This is a genomic window from Mechercharimyces sp. CAU 1602 (genome assembly GCF_024753565.1).
Taxonomy (GTDB): domain Bacteria; phylum Bacillota; class Bacilli; order Thermoactinomycetales; family JANTPT01; genus Mechercharimyces.
On the sequence record NZ_JANTPT010000002.1, the window covers coordinates 93,975 to 114,124 of the forward strand.

The following is a 20,150-nucleotide window of genomic DNA, read 5'->3' on the forward strand; positions in this document are numbered from 1 at the left end:
CAAAAACACTCCTTGCTATCCTCCAAGCTGACTGTCCCAACAACAACGTACATCGGATCCTTGTAACTGCTATGGACAGTCGAGGGAGCTAATCAGCACAAACAGAGCAACCCTCCTCCCCAAATAGGATTAGCTTAGTTGCTCCCTTCGTTTACACACATTATTAATGTACCTTTCTACAATCCCGTCTCTCCTCCCCCTGCACCCCGCGGTCCCCTGGGTCCCCTGGGACCACGCCGTCCACGCGGACCGCTTATACCCTGAGCTCCTGTCGAACCGGTGGCTCCTGTCGGACCAGTCGGGCCCGTGGCTCCTACAGCAGTTAATTGAGAGAACTTTGTCACAAACACACTCGGATTTCCTGGGGCAGTAGAAGGGTTAAGGGTTTGAAACGCTCCAGGCAGAGTTGGAAACCCCGTTCCTGCAGGTCCTGCTACATATACATCGTCCTGGTTATTCCGATCTACTACAATGCCATTTCCAATATCAAGTTCCACTCCCCCCAAGTACGTAGAATACATAATTCCCCGTCCCGATGAACTTACTTGAGTAACAAACACGTCCTGACTTCCACCTAAGTTAACTTGGTAGGCATCCGAAGTAAGTGGAAAATCAGTGGAAGAGGTTCTACCGGTTACCCATGCATTGAAAAAAGAATCGAGAGACAACCCTATCCCAAAGTCATTCCCACTCCCTCCTAGATAAGTAGAGAAGAGAAGATTGGAACCTGTCGCATTCAGTTTGGTAACAAAAGCATCCCTTAAACCCGCACCAAATACCGTTTGAAAGGCAGTAGGGGTAACAGGAAAGTTAGTTGAATTCGTATCCCCTGTCACATACGCCAATCCAAACGAGTCCACCATAACCTCACTGCCTGAGTCTATCCCACTCCCGCCTAAGAGGGTGGAGTAGGTAAGGGTTGACCCAGAAGCACTTAGCTTACTTATAAATGCACTCGTGCTTAAGCCAAGGAGCACTGTCTGAAAAGCATTGGTGGAGACCGGAAAATTGGTTGAACTCGTACTTCCAGTCACATAAGCATTCTCACTACTATCTAAAGCAATACCTAGTCCTGTATCAGCACCATTGCCACCGAGAAAAGTAGAATAAACTAAGGAGCTACCTTGTACATTAAATTGCGTAACAAAAGCGTCAGAAGAACCTCCACCACCAAATACCGTTTGAAAGGCACCCGAGGTGATTGGGAAATCAGAAGAAGTAGCACCTGTCACATACGCATTTCCACTAGCATTGATAGCTAATCCGTTTATAAGTGTACCTTGCCCCAGAAGCGTAGAATAAATCAAACTGGTACCCGTCTCATTTAGCTTTGTCACAAATCCACTAGTGGAACCCACAATGGTCTGAAATGCTCCTGACGTGACTGGAAAATCTATAGATAACGTAAACCCACCCACATAGGCATTATTACTAGTATCTACTTGAATGCTATTCCCCCGGTCAGCCGAGTTTCCTCCTAAATAGGTGGAGTAGAGAAGGGAACTTCCTACTGAATTTAGTTTGGTAACAAACGCATCTGTTAACCCTGGAAGTGTCGTATTGTTTATTGTTTGAAACGCGCCGCTAGTCACCGGGAAATCGGTTGAGTTCGTTTGTCCAGTAATATACGCATTGCCTGAAGCATCAACCGCTATCGCAAGCCCGTTATCAGCACCTGTAGATCCTCCAATAAAGGTGGAGTAGCGCACATTGGGATCAATCACCAACAGCTGGCGGCGATCATAAGAAGTGACGGTGCGAAAGCCAAACCCTCCATCTGGATAGCAGGTATACTCGGTTTCAATGCGGACACTTCCGTCCTGCTGAAAGCTGACTGGCTTCTCCTCGCGCACTACCCCACTTTTTGTGCCCACAAGAAGGTGGCCGTTTACGTCAATCCCCAAGGGCGTCCCCCCTGTATAGCGCAAGCGGATGTCTGTGACTGCCGCTTCCGGATGAACGAGACAGTCATACTTAAACTGCTGCTCACTCCACGAAAAGAGAAGGTCAATTCCTTTCCATACCTGCTCATACATGACTTGATGAAACCTTATCTTTCCACTTGCCATTCGCTTTGGTACCCGGTTGCGATGCGCGTGGCAAAACTGAAGCTGTACCCATGTATCCGATGCCAACTGCAAAGCCACCCCATGGGAATGAAACACAAAGCGCATCCCCCCGCTCTCACCTTCTATTCCGACGACACACCGATCCTGTACACCTCGCCTGTAGTGGTACTCATCCACGCTTACACGCACGATCTCCACACCTCACTTATCACTAATGATTCATGTTATGAAGAAAACCTTCTTCCGGTGTCAAAAACACTCCTTGCTATCCTCCAAGCTGACGGTCCCGACAAGAATCCCCCTCAAATCTCCGTTACATAAGCACCCTTCTACGGGGCAGTCGGGGGAGCGAACCAGCACAAAAAGAGCAACCCTCTCCCCCAATAGGATCAGCTTAGTTGCCCCCTTCGTTTGCACATTATCATGTACCTTTCTACAATCCCGTCTCTCCTCCCCCTGTACCCCGCGGACCTCTGGGTCCCCTGGGACCACGTCGCCCACGCGGGCCGCTTATACCCTGAGCTCCTGTCGAACCGGTGGCTCCTGTCGGACCTGTCGGACCTGTCGGGCCTGTTGCACCAACGGAAGTGAGCTGCCCTACTTTTATGACGAAGGCATTCGTTGATCCCACCAATTGACTTTGAAATGCTCCAAAGGTAACGGGAAAATTAATTGATCCCGTACTCCCTGTCATATAAGCATTCTCCTCTGTATCGACTGCTATCTGAGAACCTCTATCCGTCCCACTTCCCCCTAGATATGAAGAAAAAGAGATTCCCCCGCCTGAGAAGCTCATTAGTGAAACAAATGCATCCACTCCACCAGCATTACTATCTTGAAAGGCATCCGATGTAACTGGAAAGTTAGTGGAAGTAGTTTGACCACTCACCCATGCTGTGCCAAAAGAGTCAACGGCAATGCCAACACCCGTATCACTCCCATTTCCACCTAAAAAGGTAGAATAAACAAGTGCACTGCCTAGAGGATTCAACTTTGTTACAAAAGCTGTGATACTTCCTAGAAATACGGTTTGAAATGCATTGTTAGTTATTGGGAAATCAGTAGATTGTGCTGCCCCTGTCACGTAGGCATTATTTCTTCCATCTAAATCAATGCCTAAACTCGTATCCGAGACATTCCCACCCAAATAAGTGGAGTAAATCAATGAAGAGCCTGCAGAATTAACCTTGCTTACAAATACATTCCGCCCGCCATTTAATATTGTCTGAAAAGATCCCGGTGTCGTTGGAAAATTGGTTGAGGTTGTTTCTCCAGTCACATACGCTTGATTGTCACTATCCACTACAATATCTCTGCCGTCATCATTTCCATTTCCTCCTAAAAAAGTAGAATAAACCAGAGCCGTTCCCGTTGTATCTAATTTAGAGATAAATGCATCTTGAGGCCCTCCCCCAAACTGTGTTTGAAAAGCACCTGTTGTTACAGGGAAATCATTAGCACCCGTAATCCCAGTCACATAGGCATTTCCCAGTTCATCTACAGTAATTCCTCTTCCTATTTCCGATCCATTTTGACCGCCCAGGTAAGTAGAATAGACAAGGGAAGTCCCTGTTACATTTAATTTTGTTGCGAATGCAGATTGATTGCCAGGCAACACCGTCTGAAAAGCGTTAGAGGTAACGGGAAAGTTAGTAGAACTAGTCAACCCGGTTATATAAGCATTTTCTGACCCATCAACAGCAATACTTGCCCCCGAGTTACTATCTGTTCCACCTAGAAAAGTAGAATATATAAGGGAGTTACCCGACACACTAAACTTACTGATAAATGCGTTGGAACCATCTGTCCCACCAGTGTATATCGTCTGAAAAACACCTGTTGTCACAGGGAAATCTGAGGATATAGTACTCCCTGTCACGTAAGCATTTAAATTCCTATCAACAGCAATCCCACTCCCACTATCAGATTCACTTCCCCCTAAGTAAGTAGAATAAAGGACGAGAGGATCTATCACCAATAGGTTATCTTTCTTATAACCCCCATCTATAATAAAACCAATTGTCCCATCGTCTGCTAGTTGAAACTGAGTTGCAATCCCCGTTCTCTTCCCCTTCACCATTTGATAACTTACCGGATTTGGTTCAAATATCACCCCATTAGACGTATATACAAACAAGTCTCCTCTTTCACTTAATGTCACATCGCCTCCACCCTCATACCGCAATCGAATATCTCCCACACAAGCGCCTGGATAAACCACTATATCGTATTTCAACTGAGCTCCATCTCCATAGAAAACCACATCCATCCCCCGCCAGACACCCTTATAGACTACGCGTTTATACTCTTGCTCGGCTAGATCGAGCCCCTCCGGTACAATTCCCTCAATCGCACCAACAAATCGCAAGATCACTTCATCAGATCCACCTAACGTAAATTGTATGCCCTCTGACGAGAACATACTCTGGATTCCCTGCCCTGCTGCAACATAAGCACCCTTCCCATTCTCAGTGCTCCGCCTAAACCGAAGTGATTGCCTCTCGGTTTTCACCTTTTTCATTCACTATCCCTCCATTGGATGTCGCTATCATGTTTTATCCTATGTTCAACATCCAATTTGGATATGGGCAAAATCACACCATCCCCTCTCATTCACCCTCAGCTAAATCACTTTATCCCTCTTCTTTTAAGTGAGGACCCTCCAAACAGTCATTACCTGACACAGAGATAGAACACTCCACCGCTCCGAAATATATTTTGTAAACATTCTTTAAAATCAGATACTACCTGATTTCTCGAAAGAACCACACGTAGGTTCATAACTTAACACGCAGATTGGAACTTTCGGAACCTAAGTGTCTGGAGAGCTTCCCTAGCTTTCAAAGCAAAGCGAATGGGGTTCTCTATTGATTGGGCGTGAATATACATGATGCTAGGACGATCGAAGATCCAGTGTTTGTGCATCGCCGCAATCGAGACATTATTTTTAAGATACGAGCGAACAAAAGAATTTACCTCTCCTTCAAACATCCCTGACTCACTCGTATTTAGTGACCGACCCCGGCAGTCGAGTGAGCCGAATGAAAATGCAAAAGACTGTACATATGGGCTTCTCGTTTCTTGTCCTAAAATCGTGGTAGGAACATTTCGGAAAAGAAAAACAAAACAAGTCCCATCGATAATCTGAGGATTCCCTCCTAAGATCTTTCCATACACTTTACAAATGTCAGCAAAAGAACTCATCTTCCTCTCTCCTCAATCTTTATATATTGTCTTTTGTGGACGGGTCGGGCAGAAAGGATATTAACAAAATTCCTGTTTTTTAATACTTGAAACACTCCTCTGCTTTTCAGAGCAAAGACAATGGGATTTTCTATCGACTGCCAATGAATATAGATAACTAACGGTTTTTGAAATACCCAATGATTCTGGATCGGTGCGAGGGTAAAGTTGTTCTGCCGCAAAAATTGCAGAACAGGCTCCAGTTCCTCTTGCAATAGCCCCAATACACCCAGATTAAGAGCAGTTGCATCACGATTCACCTTCCCAAAGGTAAAGATAGCAGGATATATTTGTGGACCTGCTGCCCTTCTATTCATTATGGTATTTGGAATAATCCTCAATAGCTGAACCCCACAGTTCCCATTTATAATCTTGGGCGCAAATCCAAGTACTTCCCCAAAGGATTGACACACTTGCTGATAACCCATGAAATTCACCTCCGGAAAATTATGTTATCAAACTCGATTTGGACTTAAGCTGAAACATCAGGGAATCAGGTAGAGCTTTTCCCCAACTGATTGGAAAAACCCACTAATGAGAAGTAGGTGAAAACTATTACGAAAGATCAAAATATATCATTCCGATTCAGTTTCATTTAGTATATGTATTTATTTTTTGTAAGTATGTGCTCATTCCACTTCTTATCTCTTTCATCATTCATACCATTGACCCATTTTAACATCGCTGTCTTCGATACGCTTATTTGCTCCGCTATCCAACTTGCCATAATCTCATCAAATCCATCCATCCCGACAACAGCCCTTGTAACTGATTCTCTATCCAATCCATTAGATCGTCATCCGACCGCTCGTATCTCATACGCCATGATCTCAATCAACCTGTGCACATTTACATAGATAGTCATCGTCCTTTCGTTTGATCATCTTCCTCACTACCACTCACTCTGAAAAAAAGGCATTAGAAAAGCATCCACACCGGATGCTTCACATCTTTAAATTAGTTCACGGGATCACTATTTCCTTATTTTACATGAAAATCATTTCCCCTACGACATATCATCCTCCCACCTGCCTAAACGACTCAATTTACTCGCCACTTCTTCTCATTATAATTTCTCCCCATCCACACCTTGCAGTGATGCTTTCTCTACCCGTTAAACTCTCCTCCATCTCCACGCAAACCTCTTGCTCCTCTTGGACCACGCCGTCCTCTTAGTCCTCTTGGTCCTATTGGACCTTGTGCTCCAGTGGTTCCTGTTGGACCCGTCGCTCCTGTCGGACCGGTAGCACCGACGGAGGTAAGCGATCCTACTTTCGTGACGAAAGCGCTATTAATCCCTGGTGAGAAATTGGTCTCCTGAAACGCTTGAGAAGTGACTGGAAAATCCGTTGAAGCTGTAAAGCCAGCAAAATAAGCAGATCCCGCTGAATCTAGCACCACACCATTTCCACTTTCATTCTGACTACCCCCAAGGTAAGAGGAGAAAGAAATTCCCTGTCCAGAGTAACTCATTTGTGTGACAAAGGCATCAAAACTTCCCGCTAAGCTATCTTGAAAGGCATCCGTGGTAAGCGGAAAATCAGTAGAATTGGTATTCCCTATCACCCATGCCCCTCCAAACGAGTCTACAGCAATACCTCCTCTGCCCAAGGGATTTTCTCGCTGACTTCCACCTAAGTAAGTGGAATAGACAAGCGCACTCCCACCTGGATTCAACTTTGTTACAAAAGCAGATTCAGGTCCAGGTCGAGTAACTTGAAATGCATTATTTGTTGTTGGAAAGTCCACAGAAAATGTAAATCCTGTCACATACGCATAGCTAGCTTCATCCAAATCAATGCCTATACCGCCATCTTGATTGGAACCACCTAGAAAAGTGGAATAGACGAGTGATGATCCAGTAGCATTCAACTTCGTAATAAATGCGTCAATCACTCCTGCAAACGTAACTTGAAAAGCGCCTGTAGTTATAGGGAAATCCGTTGACTGAGTGGAGCCAGTAACATAAGCTTGATCGCTATCATCCACAATGATATCACGTCCACTATCAATCGAACTCCCTCCTAAAAATGTAGAATAGACTAGATTACTTCCTGTTGTATTTAATTTAGTTACAAATGCATCTGAACTCCCTCCCAAAATCGTTTGAAATGCATTTGTTGTCGTTGGGAAGTCAGTGGATTGTGCTTCTCCAGTCACATAAGCATTGCCCTCCCCATCAATTGCTATGGCAGAACTTGAATCTAGCAAACTTGTACCTCCTAAATAAGTAGAATAGACAAGGGAAGTACCTGGGGCATTCAATTTCGTTACAAATATTGATCTTGGCATCGTCTGAAAGGCTCCAGAAGTTACAGGAAAGTTACTCGAAAAAGTAACTCCCGTCACATAAGCACGATTAGCACTGTCCACAACGATACTTACTCCTAAATCATCAAGATCTCCTCCAATGTAGGTAGAGTAAATAAGGGAGGTACCACCCTTATTAAATTTGCTAACAAACACATCAGCAACACCCATAAACATGGTTTGAAAAGCCCCTGTTGTCACAGGAAAATCTGTGGAAGCCGTCTGTCCTACTACATATGCACTTTGTGCTTTATCCACCGCAATATCTTGCCCAGTATCTACTTCTGAGCCCCCAAGGTAAGTGGAATAAAAGACGACCGGATCAATGACAACCATTTGAGTAGAATCGTACTTCTCTTTATCTATTCCAAATTGAATAGACCCATCTTTGTTGAGCTCAAATTGTGTGCGAATGTACTTTTTTCCCTGTTTTGTCCACTGAAAGCTAATTGGTTTTTTTTCGCAGTAAACACCCTCATCTGTATAAATATATAAATCACCATACTCGCCCAGGGTCACTCCATTTCCACCCTCATATTTCAGCCGAACATCTTCAACACGCGCCCCTGGATAAACAACCACATCATACTTCAGCCGCTCTTCATCACTTAAGAACACCACATCAATCCCCTGCCATACGCTCTCATAGATGACACGTTTATATCCTCGTCCACTTAGCTCTAACCCTCTGGGAGCCACCCCATCATGTGCATCCACAAACCGCAGTACCAACTCATCAGACCCCTCTATCGTAAACCGTACTCCCTCTGGCAGAAACGTATACAGGATTCCTTGCCCTTCTGCAACATAAGCATCCCTTTCACAACTGTCCCCTTGACACGCTTTGAACTGCAATTCAGCCTTCTGTATATTCTTCATCCCATATTCCTCCATCGAATGTTACCATGATGCATTATCCTATGCATCCAACTCCAACTTGGGCATGGGCAAAGTCAAAAAAACACCCTCGTCATGAGCGTGCCAATCATCGTTGAAGGAAGGAATACGATTGTGAGAAAAAAGATGCTGGCCGTCCATCACTACCTATCGCGGAATAATGTGTATATAAAGTATCGCCCTGTTCAATGAAAGACTGAACTCGAGCTGAAGATAGGAAGTGATATCATCCGGTCAGACGCTTATTTTGCGACAAGGGACGGTAAAACAATTCTTCCTTGAGGTAGACATTACACAAAGCATGCACAAGATTAAAGAGTATAAGCGGGTATTAAATGATAATTGAATCCGTCCCTTGCTAGGTATAAAATGGATGTTAACAGGAGAATCTGTCCCACTTTCATAGGTGGAATCTTCGATCAGCCACATATATCACTGTGTGCGATGCATTCAGCTCGATTAATGAGTAACCTTTTAGTATTCACATTCTTGGAGAGATGTTAGCATGAATATTATAGAAAAAAATTTATATACATTAAAATCCAAAAACAAAAATACCAAAATCATAGATTGTGATTGGAAAGATGATTATGGATTGTTAATGCTAATTGAAGAGAACAACCAATTCATACTTAAAATCAATGACGGAACTATGTACTTGACCAACTTAGGTATTAGGAGATTCCATTCCCTCTTCATCAGATGGATTGATAAATATCACTTTCTCATTGCTAATAGTAGAAATGAGGACAGAATGAACCTGCATATTTTTGATATGAATGGAATTAAACAAAATCATTTTAATTGTGGAGATGGCATTGAAGACATATTAGTCAATAATGAAAGTATATGGATTAGCTATTTTGACGAAGGTGTCTTTGGGGATAGTATAGGACATGAAGGTCTAATACAATTTAACTATGAGGGTACACCAGTATTGAGATACCATACTGATTTACTGGGAGCTCCGCTTATAGATGATTGTTATGCCATCTGTAAAGGAAAAGGTTCTTCAATATGGATTTTCCCTTATAGTGATTTTCCTTTGCTCCAAATAGATTCATCTAGTAAAACATATACATCTTACAAAACTCCCAAGGAAGTACACGGTTCATACGCTCTTTGCGCTCGAGGGAAAAACGCATATTTTCAAGGTTCGTATCGTCCTAAAGAACGTTTATATAGTTGGAGAATCGGTCAAGGTCGTCCAAAACCAATCGGAAATATTCCAGGCTATGTTCGGGGACTAGGTGACAATGAAACACATCATTTTTTATCCATAAATAATGATGACGTTAACGTCTATAGGATAATCAATCCCGAAGAGCATTGAAAGTACATAGGTAAAGAGGATATAAAATAATTGGCCAGATCAAGCTGGAGCCAAGTAAAATTTAGAAGCAAGAGATTAAAAAAGTGTGAAAGATATGTTTATAAAATATATGAAACAAACAAGAGAGCACCCACAAGGTGCTTTTTTAGTGGGGAGGGTAACGAATTAAAATTAAACTACCTTTATCCAAAAGGTGTGCCTAAGTAAGCGTGTCCACATTTGGCCCCCAATTTACTTTTTAGTGCTCCGTTAGTAACGTTTTCAAATAGAAAAACCCCCGATTTCTCGAGGGTTGGTGTGGTGGAGCATAGCGGGCTCGAACCGCTGACCTCTACACTGCCAGTGTAGCGCTCTCCCAGCTGAGCTAATGCCCCATAAAATAATCTTTTTCGAAAGACAAGATTTATACTACTACATATCTGATGCGATGTCAAGAAGTACATATCACTCACATTATACACAGATCTCATCATGATCATATACAAAAAGACAGGACATTCACCCTGTCTTTTCATGGTGCTGGAGAAGGGAATTGAACCCCCGACCTACGCATTACGAGTGCGTTGCTCTACCCCTGAGCTACTCCAGCTTATTCACCTATGATCGCCATCAGACCCTCATGATTATAGCATGCTTTGATAGAAGAGTCTATACTTGGACGGTCATTTATTATGGTGGAGGCGAGCGGAGTTGAACCGCTGTCCGAAGACATCGCCACGTTAGATTCTCCGAGTGCAGTCGTTGTATTGAAGTCTCATCAGCCGAACTGCCCAACGACAGGCTATTCGTCTGACCAGCTATCTATCATTCACTCGTCAGTCGATAGCACTCCTGACCAGCTAGTCCGCTAGATTATGAGACCCGGGAAAACACCACACGGACGATGGTGGACCGGATCCTAGCTAGCTTAAATTAAGCAGCTAGAGCGTAATTGTTATCGTTGCCAGTTATATTAGGCGTTCGCGTTATTTACGAGGACGCTGCCCCTCGACTCGCTACTAACGCTCGATCTGTCCCCGTCGAATCCAATAAACGCCCCCGCGGGAATAAATCAACGTTTCAGGTACCTATTCTATCACAACTATCCATTAATGTAAAGGAGGAAGCCTACATCTGCCGTTCTTTCAGCTGTCTGCGAATCTCACGATCAGCATCCCGCTTTGCCACTGCTTGCCGTTTGTCATGCGTCTTCTTCCCTTTAGCTAGTGCTAATTGAATCTTGGCATAGCCATTGCGAAGGTGTAAATCTAAGGGGATTAAAGTATAACCCTTCTGTTTAATCAAGCCGATAAGCTTATTAATCTCCTTCTTATGGAGCAAGAGCTTACGCGTTCGTGTTGGATCGTGATTAAAGCGGTTTCCCTGCTCAAACGGACTAATATGCATGTTGACTAACTTTACTTCACCACCGCTGACGAGCGCATGACTATCTTTTAAATTAACACGTCCCTGGCGGATCGACTTGATCTCTGTTCCTGTCAATACAAGTCCAGCTTCAAACGTTTCTTCAATAAGGTAATCATGACGTGCTTTGCGATTTTGTGCAATGACACGACTCCCTTTTTTCGCCAATATTCTCACCACCCACTACTGTTAGCTATACGGAGTTATATTTTAGCAAGAATATTGGCATTCCGTCAATAACCTACTTTGCCATTCTATTCTTTTTCGCCTTGTTTCTATAGCTTTTCTTCTTCTTTTTCGCCTTAGGAGAGCCTTCAGAAGACTTCCCTTTGACAGGGGATCCACTCTTGGCTTTCACCTTTGTTTTAGGTTTACGCTTCCCATGACCCGCTCGCTTATTTGCCGATTTTTTCTGCGGTTGTTTTGTTGGCCGGCGCGTTGTGCTTCCTTCTCCGCTCTCCAATAATTCAAAGTTGATCTTGCGCTCTTCCAAATCGACACCCATCACTTTTACACGTACGGCATCCCCCATATGATACGCCTTGCCAGAGAGCTCCCCATTTAGCGTATAGGTTCGCTCATTATAATGATAGTAATCATCGGTCATGTAACTAACATGAACCAGTCCTTCAATCGTATTTTCCAACTCGACGAATAGACCAAAGGAGGTAACACTGCTGATCACTCCATCAAATTCTTCTCCTACTTTATCTACCATAAATTCAGCTTTCTTCAAATCGTTCGTCTCACGCTCGGCGTCGATAGCCATCCGTTCGCGACGGGATGATTGCTCTGAAATATCACCTAGAATTTGCTGATAATGAGTTTTCCGTTCTGGTGTCAACTGACCCGTCACCGACTCACGGATAATGCGATGAATGATTAAATCAGGGTAGCGACGAATAGGAGACGTAAAGTGAGAATAAAATTTCGCTGCTAAGCCAAAGTGACCCAAACTTTCCGGTGAATACTTTGCTTGCTGCATCGAACGTAACATCACCTTACTAATCACTGCTTCTTCCGGGGTATGAGCAATCTCTTCCAAAACATCTTGTAGAGCACGCGGTTTAATGTCATCTGTCTGCCCACGCAACTGATAGCCAAAGTGAGTAATAAACTCTGCAAAGGATTGAAGCTTCTCGCTGTTTGGCTTTTCATGAATGCGGTAGACAAACGGTGTTTCCTGCCGAAAGAAGTGCTCTGCCACCGTCTCATTAGCAATCAACATAAACTCTTCAATCATTCTCTCGGCTACGGTGCGAGGCCGGGGAACGATATCTGTCGGTTTTCCATCTTCATCTACCAAAATTTTTGCTTCAGTGAAGTCAAAGTCGATCGCCCCCCGGCGCATACGCTTCGAGCGCAAGGTTAACGATAGTTCTTCCATACGGCGAAAATCGTCGATCAACTGTGCGTACCGTTCAATCAACGCAGGATCCCCATCAACCAAAATACTTTTTACATCCGCATATGTCATCCGCTCTGTTGTACGAATCACACTGGGATAAATATCGTAATCAACGACATCCCCGCTAGAGTCAATCTCCATATCACACGTCATCGTCAGGCGATCTACCTGGGGATTTAAACTACAGATGCCATTAGATAGACGTGGTGGCAACATCGGTATAACACGGTCAACTAAATAAACACTGCAGCCCCGTCTCATCGCCTCTTCATCTAACGCGCTATCTTCGCGTACGTAATAACTAACATCGGCGATATGTACGCCTAACCGCACGTGTCCATGTTCCAATTGCTCAATGGAAACAGCATCATCTAAATCTTTCGCATCCGCCCCATCAATGGTAACCATTTGACGATCGCGCAAATCACGACGCTCTGCAACTTCCGCCTCACTGATTGAATCAGGCACTTGTTCAGCCGCCTGCAGTACTTCCTCCGGAAAAGATTCGGGCAATTGATGTTTGCGCACGATAGATAAGATGTCTACCCCTGGATCATCCTTGTGGCCGATAATCTCTTTAATAACACCTTCTGCGTTCTTTCTTCCCTGTGGATAAATCTTAATCTGTACGACGACCTTCTGCCTATCCGTTGCCCCTGCCTGTGCTTCGTGTGGTATGAAGATATCAGCGGCCAGCCGTTTATCATCCGGCACAACAAACCCAAAATATTGGGAGGCCTGATGAAAAGTGCCCACTACTTCCTGCCGACCACGTTTAATAATCCGAACGACTTCTCCTTCTGCCCGTCGTCCCTGCTTTCCTTTACCATGCAGCCGTGCCAACACAGTGTCTCCATCCATAGCTCCATTCAAATCATTCGCATGGATAAAGACATCAGAAAAGTCGGGGTGATCAGGTAACACAAAACCAAACCCCTTTGCGTTACCTTGAAGTGTACCACGAACTAAGTTTAAGCGTTCGGGCACCCCGTATCGCTGGGCGCGCGTACGAACAATATGTCCCCCCTCCTCCAACTTATCTAACACATATTGAAATTGATCGCGATCATCTTGTTGCTCAGCAAAGGTATCCACCAATTCATTAAATGACATCGGCTTATATGCTTTCTTCCTCATAAACTCTAAGATATTATATTCTAAGTCCATCTCTCTCTCCTTCCTCCTTTATCATCTCACCACCCCAGTGGTCGGGTTCCATTGCTGGAACTGCTGGCAGTACCTCTTGAATAAAGGTTGAAATATCTTCAAATAATTGCTTCCGTTCACGATCCACCGTAATGATATGACTTGACTTTTCATACCAGATCAATTGCTTATTCTCCGATGCAATATGATCAAATATATATTGACCACTCTCAGGGCGCACCGTTTCATCTTGCCTCGCTTGTACTACAAGTGCAGGAACCGTAACGTGGGGCAAAGTTTTGCGTAAGTGGCGAATAAATTTTCGAAGGCTGGCCACACTGCGCATCGGCGTGCGATCATAGGGAACAATATGTTGTTCAATATGAGCCGGTTTCTCCCCTCCGCGCGGACGGAAACGAACAACATACTGTAAAACATCCGCTAAAGGAGCGCGTCGATCCTGTACCCAAATGGGAGCACACATGGGAATGACAGCTGCCAGCGGTTTCATATGAGCTAGATGGAGCACCAAAGCTCCCCCCATCGACAAACCACAAGCAATGATCCGCTCTACCCCCTGCGCTTGCAAATGGTTATAGCCTTCCAATACACTTCCCCACCAGTCCTCCCAACCTGTTTTTTCCATCTCTTCAGGAGACGATCCATGACCTGCTAATAGGGGCGCATGCACCGTATACCCTTGTTCGTGCAGATGTTTTCCTAACGGTCGTAGCTCGGACGGTGAGCCTGTAAAGCCATGTACCAATAAGATGCCCGTTTCTCCTCCCGAATATAAAAACGGCTGTGTCGAACGCTCTACTATTTTCATACCCTCTTCATCCCTTTATATTCATTTTGTGCGAAAGTACCGTACTCTAATCATACCACGACTTTTTTCACCCCTGGTGACAACGGAAGAAACGGATGCAAAATAAACAAAAACAGCCGGATTGCTCCCGCTGTTCCAAGTCAGGCATATTTAAGCTATATTATACGAACAAGCCTACCGCTACCGCCATCACCATAAATAAGACGGCTAGCACGATGGTTACCTTGTTAAGGACTGCATCCATCCCTCTTGCCTTCGTTTTACCCATAAGGTGTTCCGCACCACCAGCAATCGCACCGGATAGGCCTGCGCTTTTACCTGATTGTAAGAGAACTGCGACGATCAAGCCAATACTGATGATCGCAAGTATGATCTTTGCTGCTATTGCCACCCGTTCCACCCCCCGTCACTACTCATACAGCTTAATCTATCACAATTTCAGTTATTTTGCAATATAGCGGAGGCCTTCAGAAACTACTCCTTCCCTACGCATATGAACACGTTACACATTAAAGAGAAAAGAGGGCTATCCAATGATAGCCCTCTTTTCTACCCACTTCATAGTTGGCTAGCTCCCCAGTCCTTAGTCCCGTTTAAGCTGATAAAAGGAACTTTTCCCTGGATATTCAGCACACACATCCAACTCTTCTTCAATCCGCAATAGTTGATTATATTTGGCAACACGATCGGTCCGTGAAGGGGCGCCCGTCTTAATTTGCCCTGATCCAACTGCTACTGCCAGGTCAGCAATGGTAGTATCTTCTGTCTCGCCTGAGCGATGGGAGATCACTACCGTAAAACCAGCTTTTTTTGCCATTTCGATCGCTTCCATCGTCTCTGTCAATGTTCCAATCTGATTCACTTTTACCAAAATGGAGTTTCCAGCTCCTTCTTCAATTCCTCGTGCCAGGCGTTCTGTATTGGTAACAAACAAATCATCCCCGACCAGTTGGACACGCTTACCGAGTCGATCGGTCAATGCTTTCCACCCTTCCCAATCATCTTCTGCTAATCCATCCTCTATAGAATAAATTGGGTACTTGTGAGCAAGCTCCTCATAGAAAGTGATCATCTCTTCTGTCGAGCGGCGGATGCCTTCACCCGCAAAATGGTACTCCCCGTCTTGATACAACTCTGTAGCAGCGACATCTAGTGCGAGAACAATATCTACTCCCGGTTCATATCCTGCTTGCTCAATCGCCGTTACAATCGTTTGTAACGCCTCCTCGTTAGAGGACAAATTTGGAGCAAACCCGCCTTCATCCCCAACAGCGGTAGATAAGCCTCGCTCTGACAAAACCTTTTTCAAGTGATGAAATACTTCTACCCCCATCCGCAATCCTTCCGCAAAGGTAGGAGCACCGATAGGCATCACCATAAACTCCTGTATGTCTACATTGTTATCCGCGTGTTCGCCCCCATTGAGAATGTTGAGCATAGGGACAGGTAAACGCTTCGCATTAATCCCACCAATATACCGATACAATGGCAATTCCAGTGCTTGTGCAGCCGCCCGCGCTACCGCTATTGAAGCACCCAAAATAGCGTTCGCACCCAAGTTCCCTTTGTTTTCTGTTCCGTCCAATTGAGTAAGGATCGCGTCAATCTGCACTTGATCCAGCGCATCCAACCCTTCCAAAGCTGGGGCAATAACCTCGTTCACATTTTGGACCGCTTGTAGCACCCCTTTGCCCATAAAGCGTCCTTCTTCTCCATCCCGCAGTTCCACCGCTTCATATGCACCCGTAGAGGCACCCGACGGTACGATCGCTCTTCCCAGCTCTCCTGATTCCAAAATCACTTCCACTTCCACGGTTGGATTCCCACGAGAATCAATCACTTCACGCGCAAATACATCTTCAATCATGGTCATAGCTAAAACCCCCTAGTTAGTTGGTGTATCAATTACCGATTTCCCAGTCATGGCCGCTGGTTTATCAAGTTGCAATAACTGTAGCAAGGTAGGTGCCACATCAGCTAAAATACCCCCGTCTCGCAGATGGATCGACTCGTCTGTCACAATACAGGGTACGGGAAAAGTAGTGTGAGAAGTGACAGGTCGTTCCTGCTCGTCCAGTACCATATCGGCGTTACCATGGTCAGCAATAATCATCGCTACCCCACCTTTTTCCTCAATGACACGAACCACTTGTCCCAAGCAATCATCTACTGCCTCTACCGCCTGAATCGTGGCATTCAACTTGCCTGAGTGACCTACCATATCCGGGTTAGCAAAATTTAAGATAACCACATCATAATGTTCCTGTTCAATCTCAGTCACCAGTTGCGCTGTCAGCTCATATGCGCTCATCTCTGGTTGCAGATCATACGTTGCCACTTTAGGAGATGGAATCAATTTTCGCTCCTCACCTATAAAAGGCTCCTCTCGTCCTCCATTATAAAAAAAGGTGACGTGCGGATATTTTTCCGTCTCAGCGATCCGCAATTGTGTTAATCCTGCACGGGAGACTACCTCTCCGAATGTATCCTCTAAATCGACTGAATCAAACGCGATTTCTGCTTGGATCGAATCGCTATAATGCGTCAGACACACATATGAAAGCTCATGCGGATGACGTTTGCTCTGTTCAAACCCCATAAACGAAGAGGAAGTTAGCGATTGCGACAATTGAATAGCACGATCGGGGCGGAAGTTATAAAAGATAACTGTGTCATTATCACAGATCGTAGCACGTTCCTTCCCCTCTTCATCTATAACGACAGTAGGGGGAAGAAATTCGTCATATACTTCCTGCTCATATGCTCGCTGCAGAGTAGCGATCGGGTCGGAGGTTTTCTCCCCTTCACCCTCTACGAGCACACGGTACGATTGTTGCACACGCTCCCAGCGTTGATCGCGATCCATAGCAAAATAACGTCCGTGCAGTGAGGCGAGTCTACCCACACCTATTTCTTCTATTTTCGCTTCTAACTGTTCTAAATAGTCCACTCCACTGGTGGGAGAAACGTCACGTCCATCCATAAAAGCATGTATATACACATCTTTCAATCCTACCTGCTTTGCCAGCTCTAATAACGCATAGAGATGGTCGATATGACTATGTACCCCACCATCGGATAGTAGGCCCATGAGATGGAGCTGAGTTCCCTTGTTTTTTGCCTGCTCCATCGCCGCCAGCAGTACCTGATTGGTAAAGAAATCCCCCGATTCGATTGCTTTACTGATTCGTGTAAAGTCTTGATATACAATACGTCCGGCACCAATGTTGAGATGACCTACTTCAGAGTTACCCATCTGCCCCGGAGGAAGTCCAACTGCTTCACCGCTCGCCTGTAGCTGTGTGTGCGGATATTGCTCCCACAAGCGATCAAAGTTAGGTTTATGCGCCTGCATGACAGCGTTACCATGCCGCTCTTCGCGCAAAGCAAATCCATCGAGAATGATTAAGGCGACTGGTTTGCGCTGTGTCATCCTTCATCCCCTCCTATGCTCGCTTTCACCAAGTGGAAGAACATAGTGGGATCTAAGCTAGCTCCACCTACTAGGGCTCCATCGATATCTGTTTCTGCCATATAGGCGGCAATATTATCTGGTTTTACACTACCTCCATACTGGATACGAACTGCATTTGCCACCGCAACAGTAAATTGTTCCCGCAATGTATCTCTAATGGAGGTGATCACTTTACCCGCCTCTACAGGGGTAGAAGCTTTGCCTGTTCCAATCGCCCATACCGGTTCATACGCGATCACCACACGTTCCAATACGGTCGTTTCAATACCCGCTAATGCTCGTAGTACTTGCTTTCTAACCACGTCAGTCGTCTGCTGTGCTTCACGTTCTGCCAGCGACTCTCCTACGCACACGATAGGGGTTAACCCACTTGCAAGCGCACTCTTCACTTTGCGATTGATCATCTCATCGGTTTCCATAAAGTAAAGCCTGCGCTCAGAGTGACCCAAGATTACATATTCGACTCCTGCCTTGACAAGCATCGTAGCGCTTACTTCACCTGTGTAGGCACCCTCGTTCTCCCAGTGCATATTTTGCGCCCCTATCGCCACATCTGTCTCCTCAGCCGCATGCACCAACAGCGGGATAACGGGAAAAGGAACACATAGTACTACGGATACATCGGCAGGAAGGGTAGAGGCAGGAAAAGAACGAATAAAGTCTATCGTCTCCTCCTGATCCTTGTTCATCTTCCAGTTACCTGCAATTATAGGTGTTCGCATGAGAGTGCATCTCCTTCGTCATATAGAGTTGATTAACGATCGTGTAATGCAATGACACCAGGCAAATCCTTCCCTTCCATCAGTTCCAAAGAAGCACCCCCACCGGTAGAAATATGATCCACCTGTTCTGCCAACCCCGATTTCTCGATGGCGGCAGCGGAATCCCCTCCACCTACAATCGTAAGGGCGCCTGAATCTGCCATCGCTTGAGCAATCGCAAACGTTCCCTGAGCAAAACGATCAAACTCAAAAACACCCATCGGTCCATTCCAGATAACCAGTTGTGAAGAATGAATGACATCGGCAAAAGTGGCTCTCGTAGCAGGACCAATATCAAGTCCTTGCTTATCTGCCGGTATATTAGAAACATCAACCACTTCTGCTTCTGCATCTTCGGCAAAACGTTCCGCCACAACGACATCCGTCGGCAAGAGTAACTGAACGCCTTTCGCCTTCGCCTGATCCATAAATGACTTTGCTAACTCCACTTTATCTTCTTCTAACAACGATTTCCCAATTTCATGTCCTTGAGCGTGTAGAAATGTATACGCTAAGCCTCCACCTATGATCAAAGAATCGACCACATCGAGGAGATGTTCGATCACTCCGATCTTATCTTTCACTTTGGCACCACCAATAATCGCCGTAAACGGACGCTTTGGTTGTTCCAACGCATGCCCCAATATCTCCAATTCTTTTTGCATCAACAATCCGGCAACCGCTGGGAGATGAGTGGCGATTCCCTCCGTCGAAGCATGTGCGCGGTGGGCAGCACCAAAGGCATCATTGACGTACACATCCGCTAACCCTGCCATCGCCTGTGCGAGTTGGGGATCATTTGCTTCTTCACCCGGATGAAAACGGAGGTTTTCTAATAGAAATACTTCCCCTTGCTTCATATTGTGGGCATACTTTTGTACTTCCTCACCCACCACTTCATCCGCTTTTGCGACCGTAATACCAAGTAGATTAGAAAGGCGTTTGGCCACAGCATCTAACCGTAATTCTTCCACTACTTTTCCCTTAGGTCGTCCGAGATGACTCGCTAATATCACTTTCGCTCCTTGTTCCCGCAAATATAAGATGGTAGGGAGCGCCGCCCTGATTCGCGTATCATCTGTTACCCGTCCGTCTTGGAGCGGAACATTAAAGTCGACGCGACAAAATACTCGCTTGCCTTGAACATTCACATCCTGTATTGATTGCTTGTTCATATATTGTGCCTCCTTGACAATAGGTTACGCCTTAAATACAAGCGAAAAGGAGAGCGGCTCCTCGCGCCGTAGCTTCATCAATACGTACGGTCTTTACAGA

The 20,150-nt window shown here is 45.2% G+C and carries 15 protein-coding genes, 2 tRNA genes and 1 other RNA gene; 1 reads left to right on the forward strand and 17 read right to left on the reverse strand.

The annotated features are described in order from the left end of the window. Positions 1-176 precede the first annotated feature (176 nt). From NXZ84_RS11545 to NXZ84_RS15120, 6 genes are all read right to left on the reverse strand, one after another. Positions 177-2,258, reverse strand: coding sequence for an SBBP repeat-containing protein (locus NXZ84_RS11545; RefSeq protein ID WP_309495861.1), 2,082 nt, complete (start codon positions 2,256-2,258; stop codon positions 177-179). Between the two features lie 244 nt (positions 2,259-2,502). Next, positions 2,503-4,590 carry an SBBP repeat-containing protein gene (locus NXZ84_RS11550; protein ID WP_309495863.1) on the reverse strand — a complete coding sequence of 696 codons (2,088 nt, stop codon included), beginning with the start codon at positions 4,588-4,590 and terminating at the stop codon, positions 2,503-2,505. A gap of 263 nt (positions 4,591-4,853) precedes the next feature. Continuing rightward, positions 4,854-5,273: a DUF1259 domain-containing protein gene (locus tag NXZ84_RS11555; RefSeq protein ID WP_258840485.1), complete on the reverse strand. Its 420-nt coding sequence runs from the start codon at positions 5,271-5,273 to the stop codon at positions 4,854-4,856. Beyond that, positions 5,270-5,740: a DUF1259 domain-containing protein gene (locus NXZ84_RS11560; protein WP_258840486.1), complete on the reverse strand. Its 471-nt coding sequence runs from the start codon at positions 5,738-5,740 to the stop codon at positions 5,270-5,272. The genes NXZ84_RS11555 and NXZ84_RS11560 overlap by 4 nt, the downstream gene beginning before the upstream one ends. Before the next feature lie 167 nt (positions 5,741-5,907). Beyond that, a complete protein-coding gene (locus tag NXZ84_RS11565; protein WP_258840487.1) occupies positions 5,908-6,096 on the reverse strand; it encodes a hypothetical protein in 189 nt (62 codons plus the stop codon). 323 nt (positions 6,097-6,419) lie between these two features. Beyond that, positions 6,420-8,501 carry an SBBP repeat-containing protein gene (locus tag NXZ84_RS15120; RefSeq protein WP_309495866.1) on the reverse strand — a complete coding sequence of 694 codons (2,082 nt, stop codon included), beginning with the start codon at positions 8,499-8,501 and terminating at the stop codon, positions 6,420-6,422. 523 nt (positions 8,502-9,024) lie between these two features. On the opposite strand from NXZ84_RS15120, the gene NXZ84_RS11575 reads away from it, so the two are divergent. Further along, entirely contained in the window at positions 9,025-9,852 is an 828-nt protein-coding gene (locus NXZ84_RS11575; protein WP_258840488.1) for a TetR family transcriptional regulator, read from the forward strand. 298 nt (positions 9,853-10,150) lie between these two features. Here the strand turns inward: NXZ84_RS11575 and NXZ84_RS11580 are convergent. From NXZ84_RS11580 to NXZ84_RS11630, 11 genes are all read right to left on the reverse strand, one after another. Then, positions 10,151-10,226 (reverse strand) — tRNA-Ala (locus tag NXZ84_RS11580). A 140-nt stretch (positions 10,227-10,366) separates the two neighbouring features. Beyond that, a tRNA-Thr gene (locus tag NXZ84_RS11585) sits at positions 10,367-10,441 on the reverse strand. A gap of 83 nt (positions 10,442-10,524) precedes the next feature. After that, positions 10,525-10,892, reverse strand: a transfer-messenger RNA (tmRNA) gene (gene ssrA, locus NXZ84_RS11590). Between the two features lie 67 nt (positions 10,893-10,959). Continuing rightward, a complete protein-coding gene (smpB, locus tag NXZ84_RS11595; protein ID WP_258840489.1) occupies positions 10,960-11,424 on the reverse strand; it encodes an SsrA-binding protein SmpB in 465 nt (154 codons plus the stop codon). Positions 11,425-11,497: 73 nt separating this feature from the next. Next, positions 11,498-13,801, reverse strand: a complete 2,304-nt coding sequence (gene rnr, locus NXZ84_RS11600; protein ID WP_396654038.1) for a ribonuclease R — start codon at positions 13,799-13,801, stop codon at positions 11,498-11,500. A 13-nt stretch (positions 13,802-13,814) separates the two neighbouring features. Then, positions 13,815-14,639, reverse strand: a complete 825-nt coding sequence (locus tag NXZ84_RS11605; RefSeq protein WP_258840491.1) for an alpha/beta hydrolase — start codon at positions 14,637-14,639, stop codon at positions 13,815-13,817. Between the two features lie 160 nt (positions 14,640-14,799). After that, a complete protein-coding gene (secG, locus tag NXZ84_RS11610) occupies positions 14,800-15,030 on the reverse strand; it encodes a preprotein translocase subunit SecG (RefSeq protein ID WP_258840492.1) in 231 nt (76 codons plus the stop codon). A 192-nt stretch (positions 15,031-15,222) separates the two neighbouring features. After that, on the reverse strand, positions 15,223-16,512 hold the full coding sequence (eno, locus tag NXZ84_RS11615; protein WP_258840493.1) for a phosphopyruvate hydratase: 1,290 nt from the start codon (positions 16,510-16,512) through the stop codon (positions 15,223-15,225). A 12-nt stretch (positions 16,513-16,524) separates the two neighbouring features. Continuing rightward, positions 16,525-18,072: a 2,3-bisphosphoglycerate-independent phosphoglycerate mutase gene (gpmI, locus tag NXZ84_RS11620; protein ID WP_258840494.1), complete on the reverse strand. Its 1,548-nt coding sequence runs from the start codon at positions 18,070-18,072 to the stop codon at positions 16,525-16,527. Beyond that, positions 18,069-18,836, reverse strand: a complete 768-nt coding sequence (gene tpiA / locus NXZ84_RS11625) for a triose-phosphate isomerase (protein WP_258840495.1) — start codon at positions 18,834-18,836, stop codon at positions 18,069-18,071. The genes gpmI and tpiA overlap by 4 nt, the downstream gene beginning before the upstream one ends. A 32-nt stretch (positions 18,837-18,868) precedes the next feature. Continuing rightward, positions 18,869-20,050: a phosphoglycerate kinase gene (locus NXZ84_RS11630; RefSeq protein ID WP_258840496.1), complete on the reverse strand. Its 1,182-nt coding sequence runs from the start codon at positions 20,048-20,050 to the stop codon at positions 18,869-18,871. Positions 20,051-20,150 lie beyond the last annotated feature (100 nt).

Coding starts and splice junctions, on each gene's coding strand:
- NXZ84_RS11550 (WP_309495863.1), bottom strand. CDS start 4,590: ATGAAAAAGGTGAAAACCGAGAGGCAATCACTTCGGTTTAGGCGGAGC.
- NXZ84_RS11605 (WP_258840491.1), bottom strand. CDS start 14,639: ATGAAAATAGTAGAGCGTTCGACACAGCCGTTTTTATATTCGGGAGGA.
- NXZ84_RS11555 (WP_258840485.1), bottom strand. CDS start 5,273: ATGAGTTCTTTTGCTGACATTTGTAAAGTGTATGGAAAGATCTTAGGA.
- tpiA (WP_258840495.1), bottom strand. CDS start 18,836: ATGCGAACACCTATAATTGCAGGTAACTGGAAGATGAACAAGGATCAG.
- gpmI (WP_258840494.1), bottom strand. CDS start 18,072: ATGACACAGCGCAAACCAGTCGCCTTAATCATTCTCGATGGATTTGCT.
- NXZ84_RS11575 (WP_258840488.1), top strand. CDS start 9,025: ATGAATATTATAGAAAAAAATTTATATACATTAAAATCCAAAAACAAA.
- NXZ84_RS11630 (WP_258840496.1), bottom strand. CDS start 20,050: ATGAACAAGCAATCAATACAGGATGTGAATGTTCAAGGCAAGCGAGTA.
- eno (WP_258840493.1), bottom strand. CDS start 16,512: ATGACCATGATTGAAGATGTATTTGCGCGTGAAGTGATTGATTCTCGT.
- rnr (WP_396654038.1), bottom strand. CDS start 13,801: ATGAGGAAGAAAGCATATAAGCCGATGTCATTTAATGAATTGGTGGAT.
- NXZ84_RS11560 (WP_258840486.1), bottom strand. CDS start 5,740: ATGGGTTATCAGCAAGTGTGTCAATCCTTTGGGGAAGTACTTGGATTT.
- NXZ84_RS15120 (WP_309495866.1), bottom strand. CDS start 8,501: ATGAAGAATATACAGAAGGCTGAATTGCAGTTCAAAGCGTGTCAAGGG.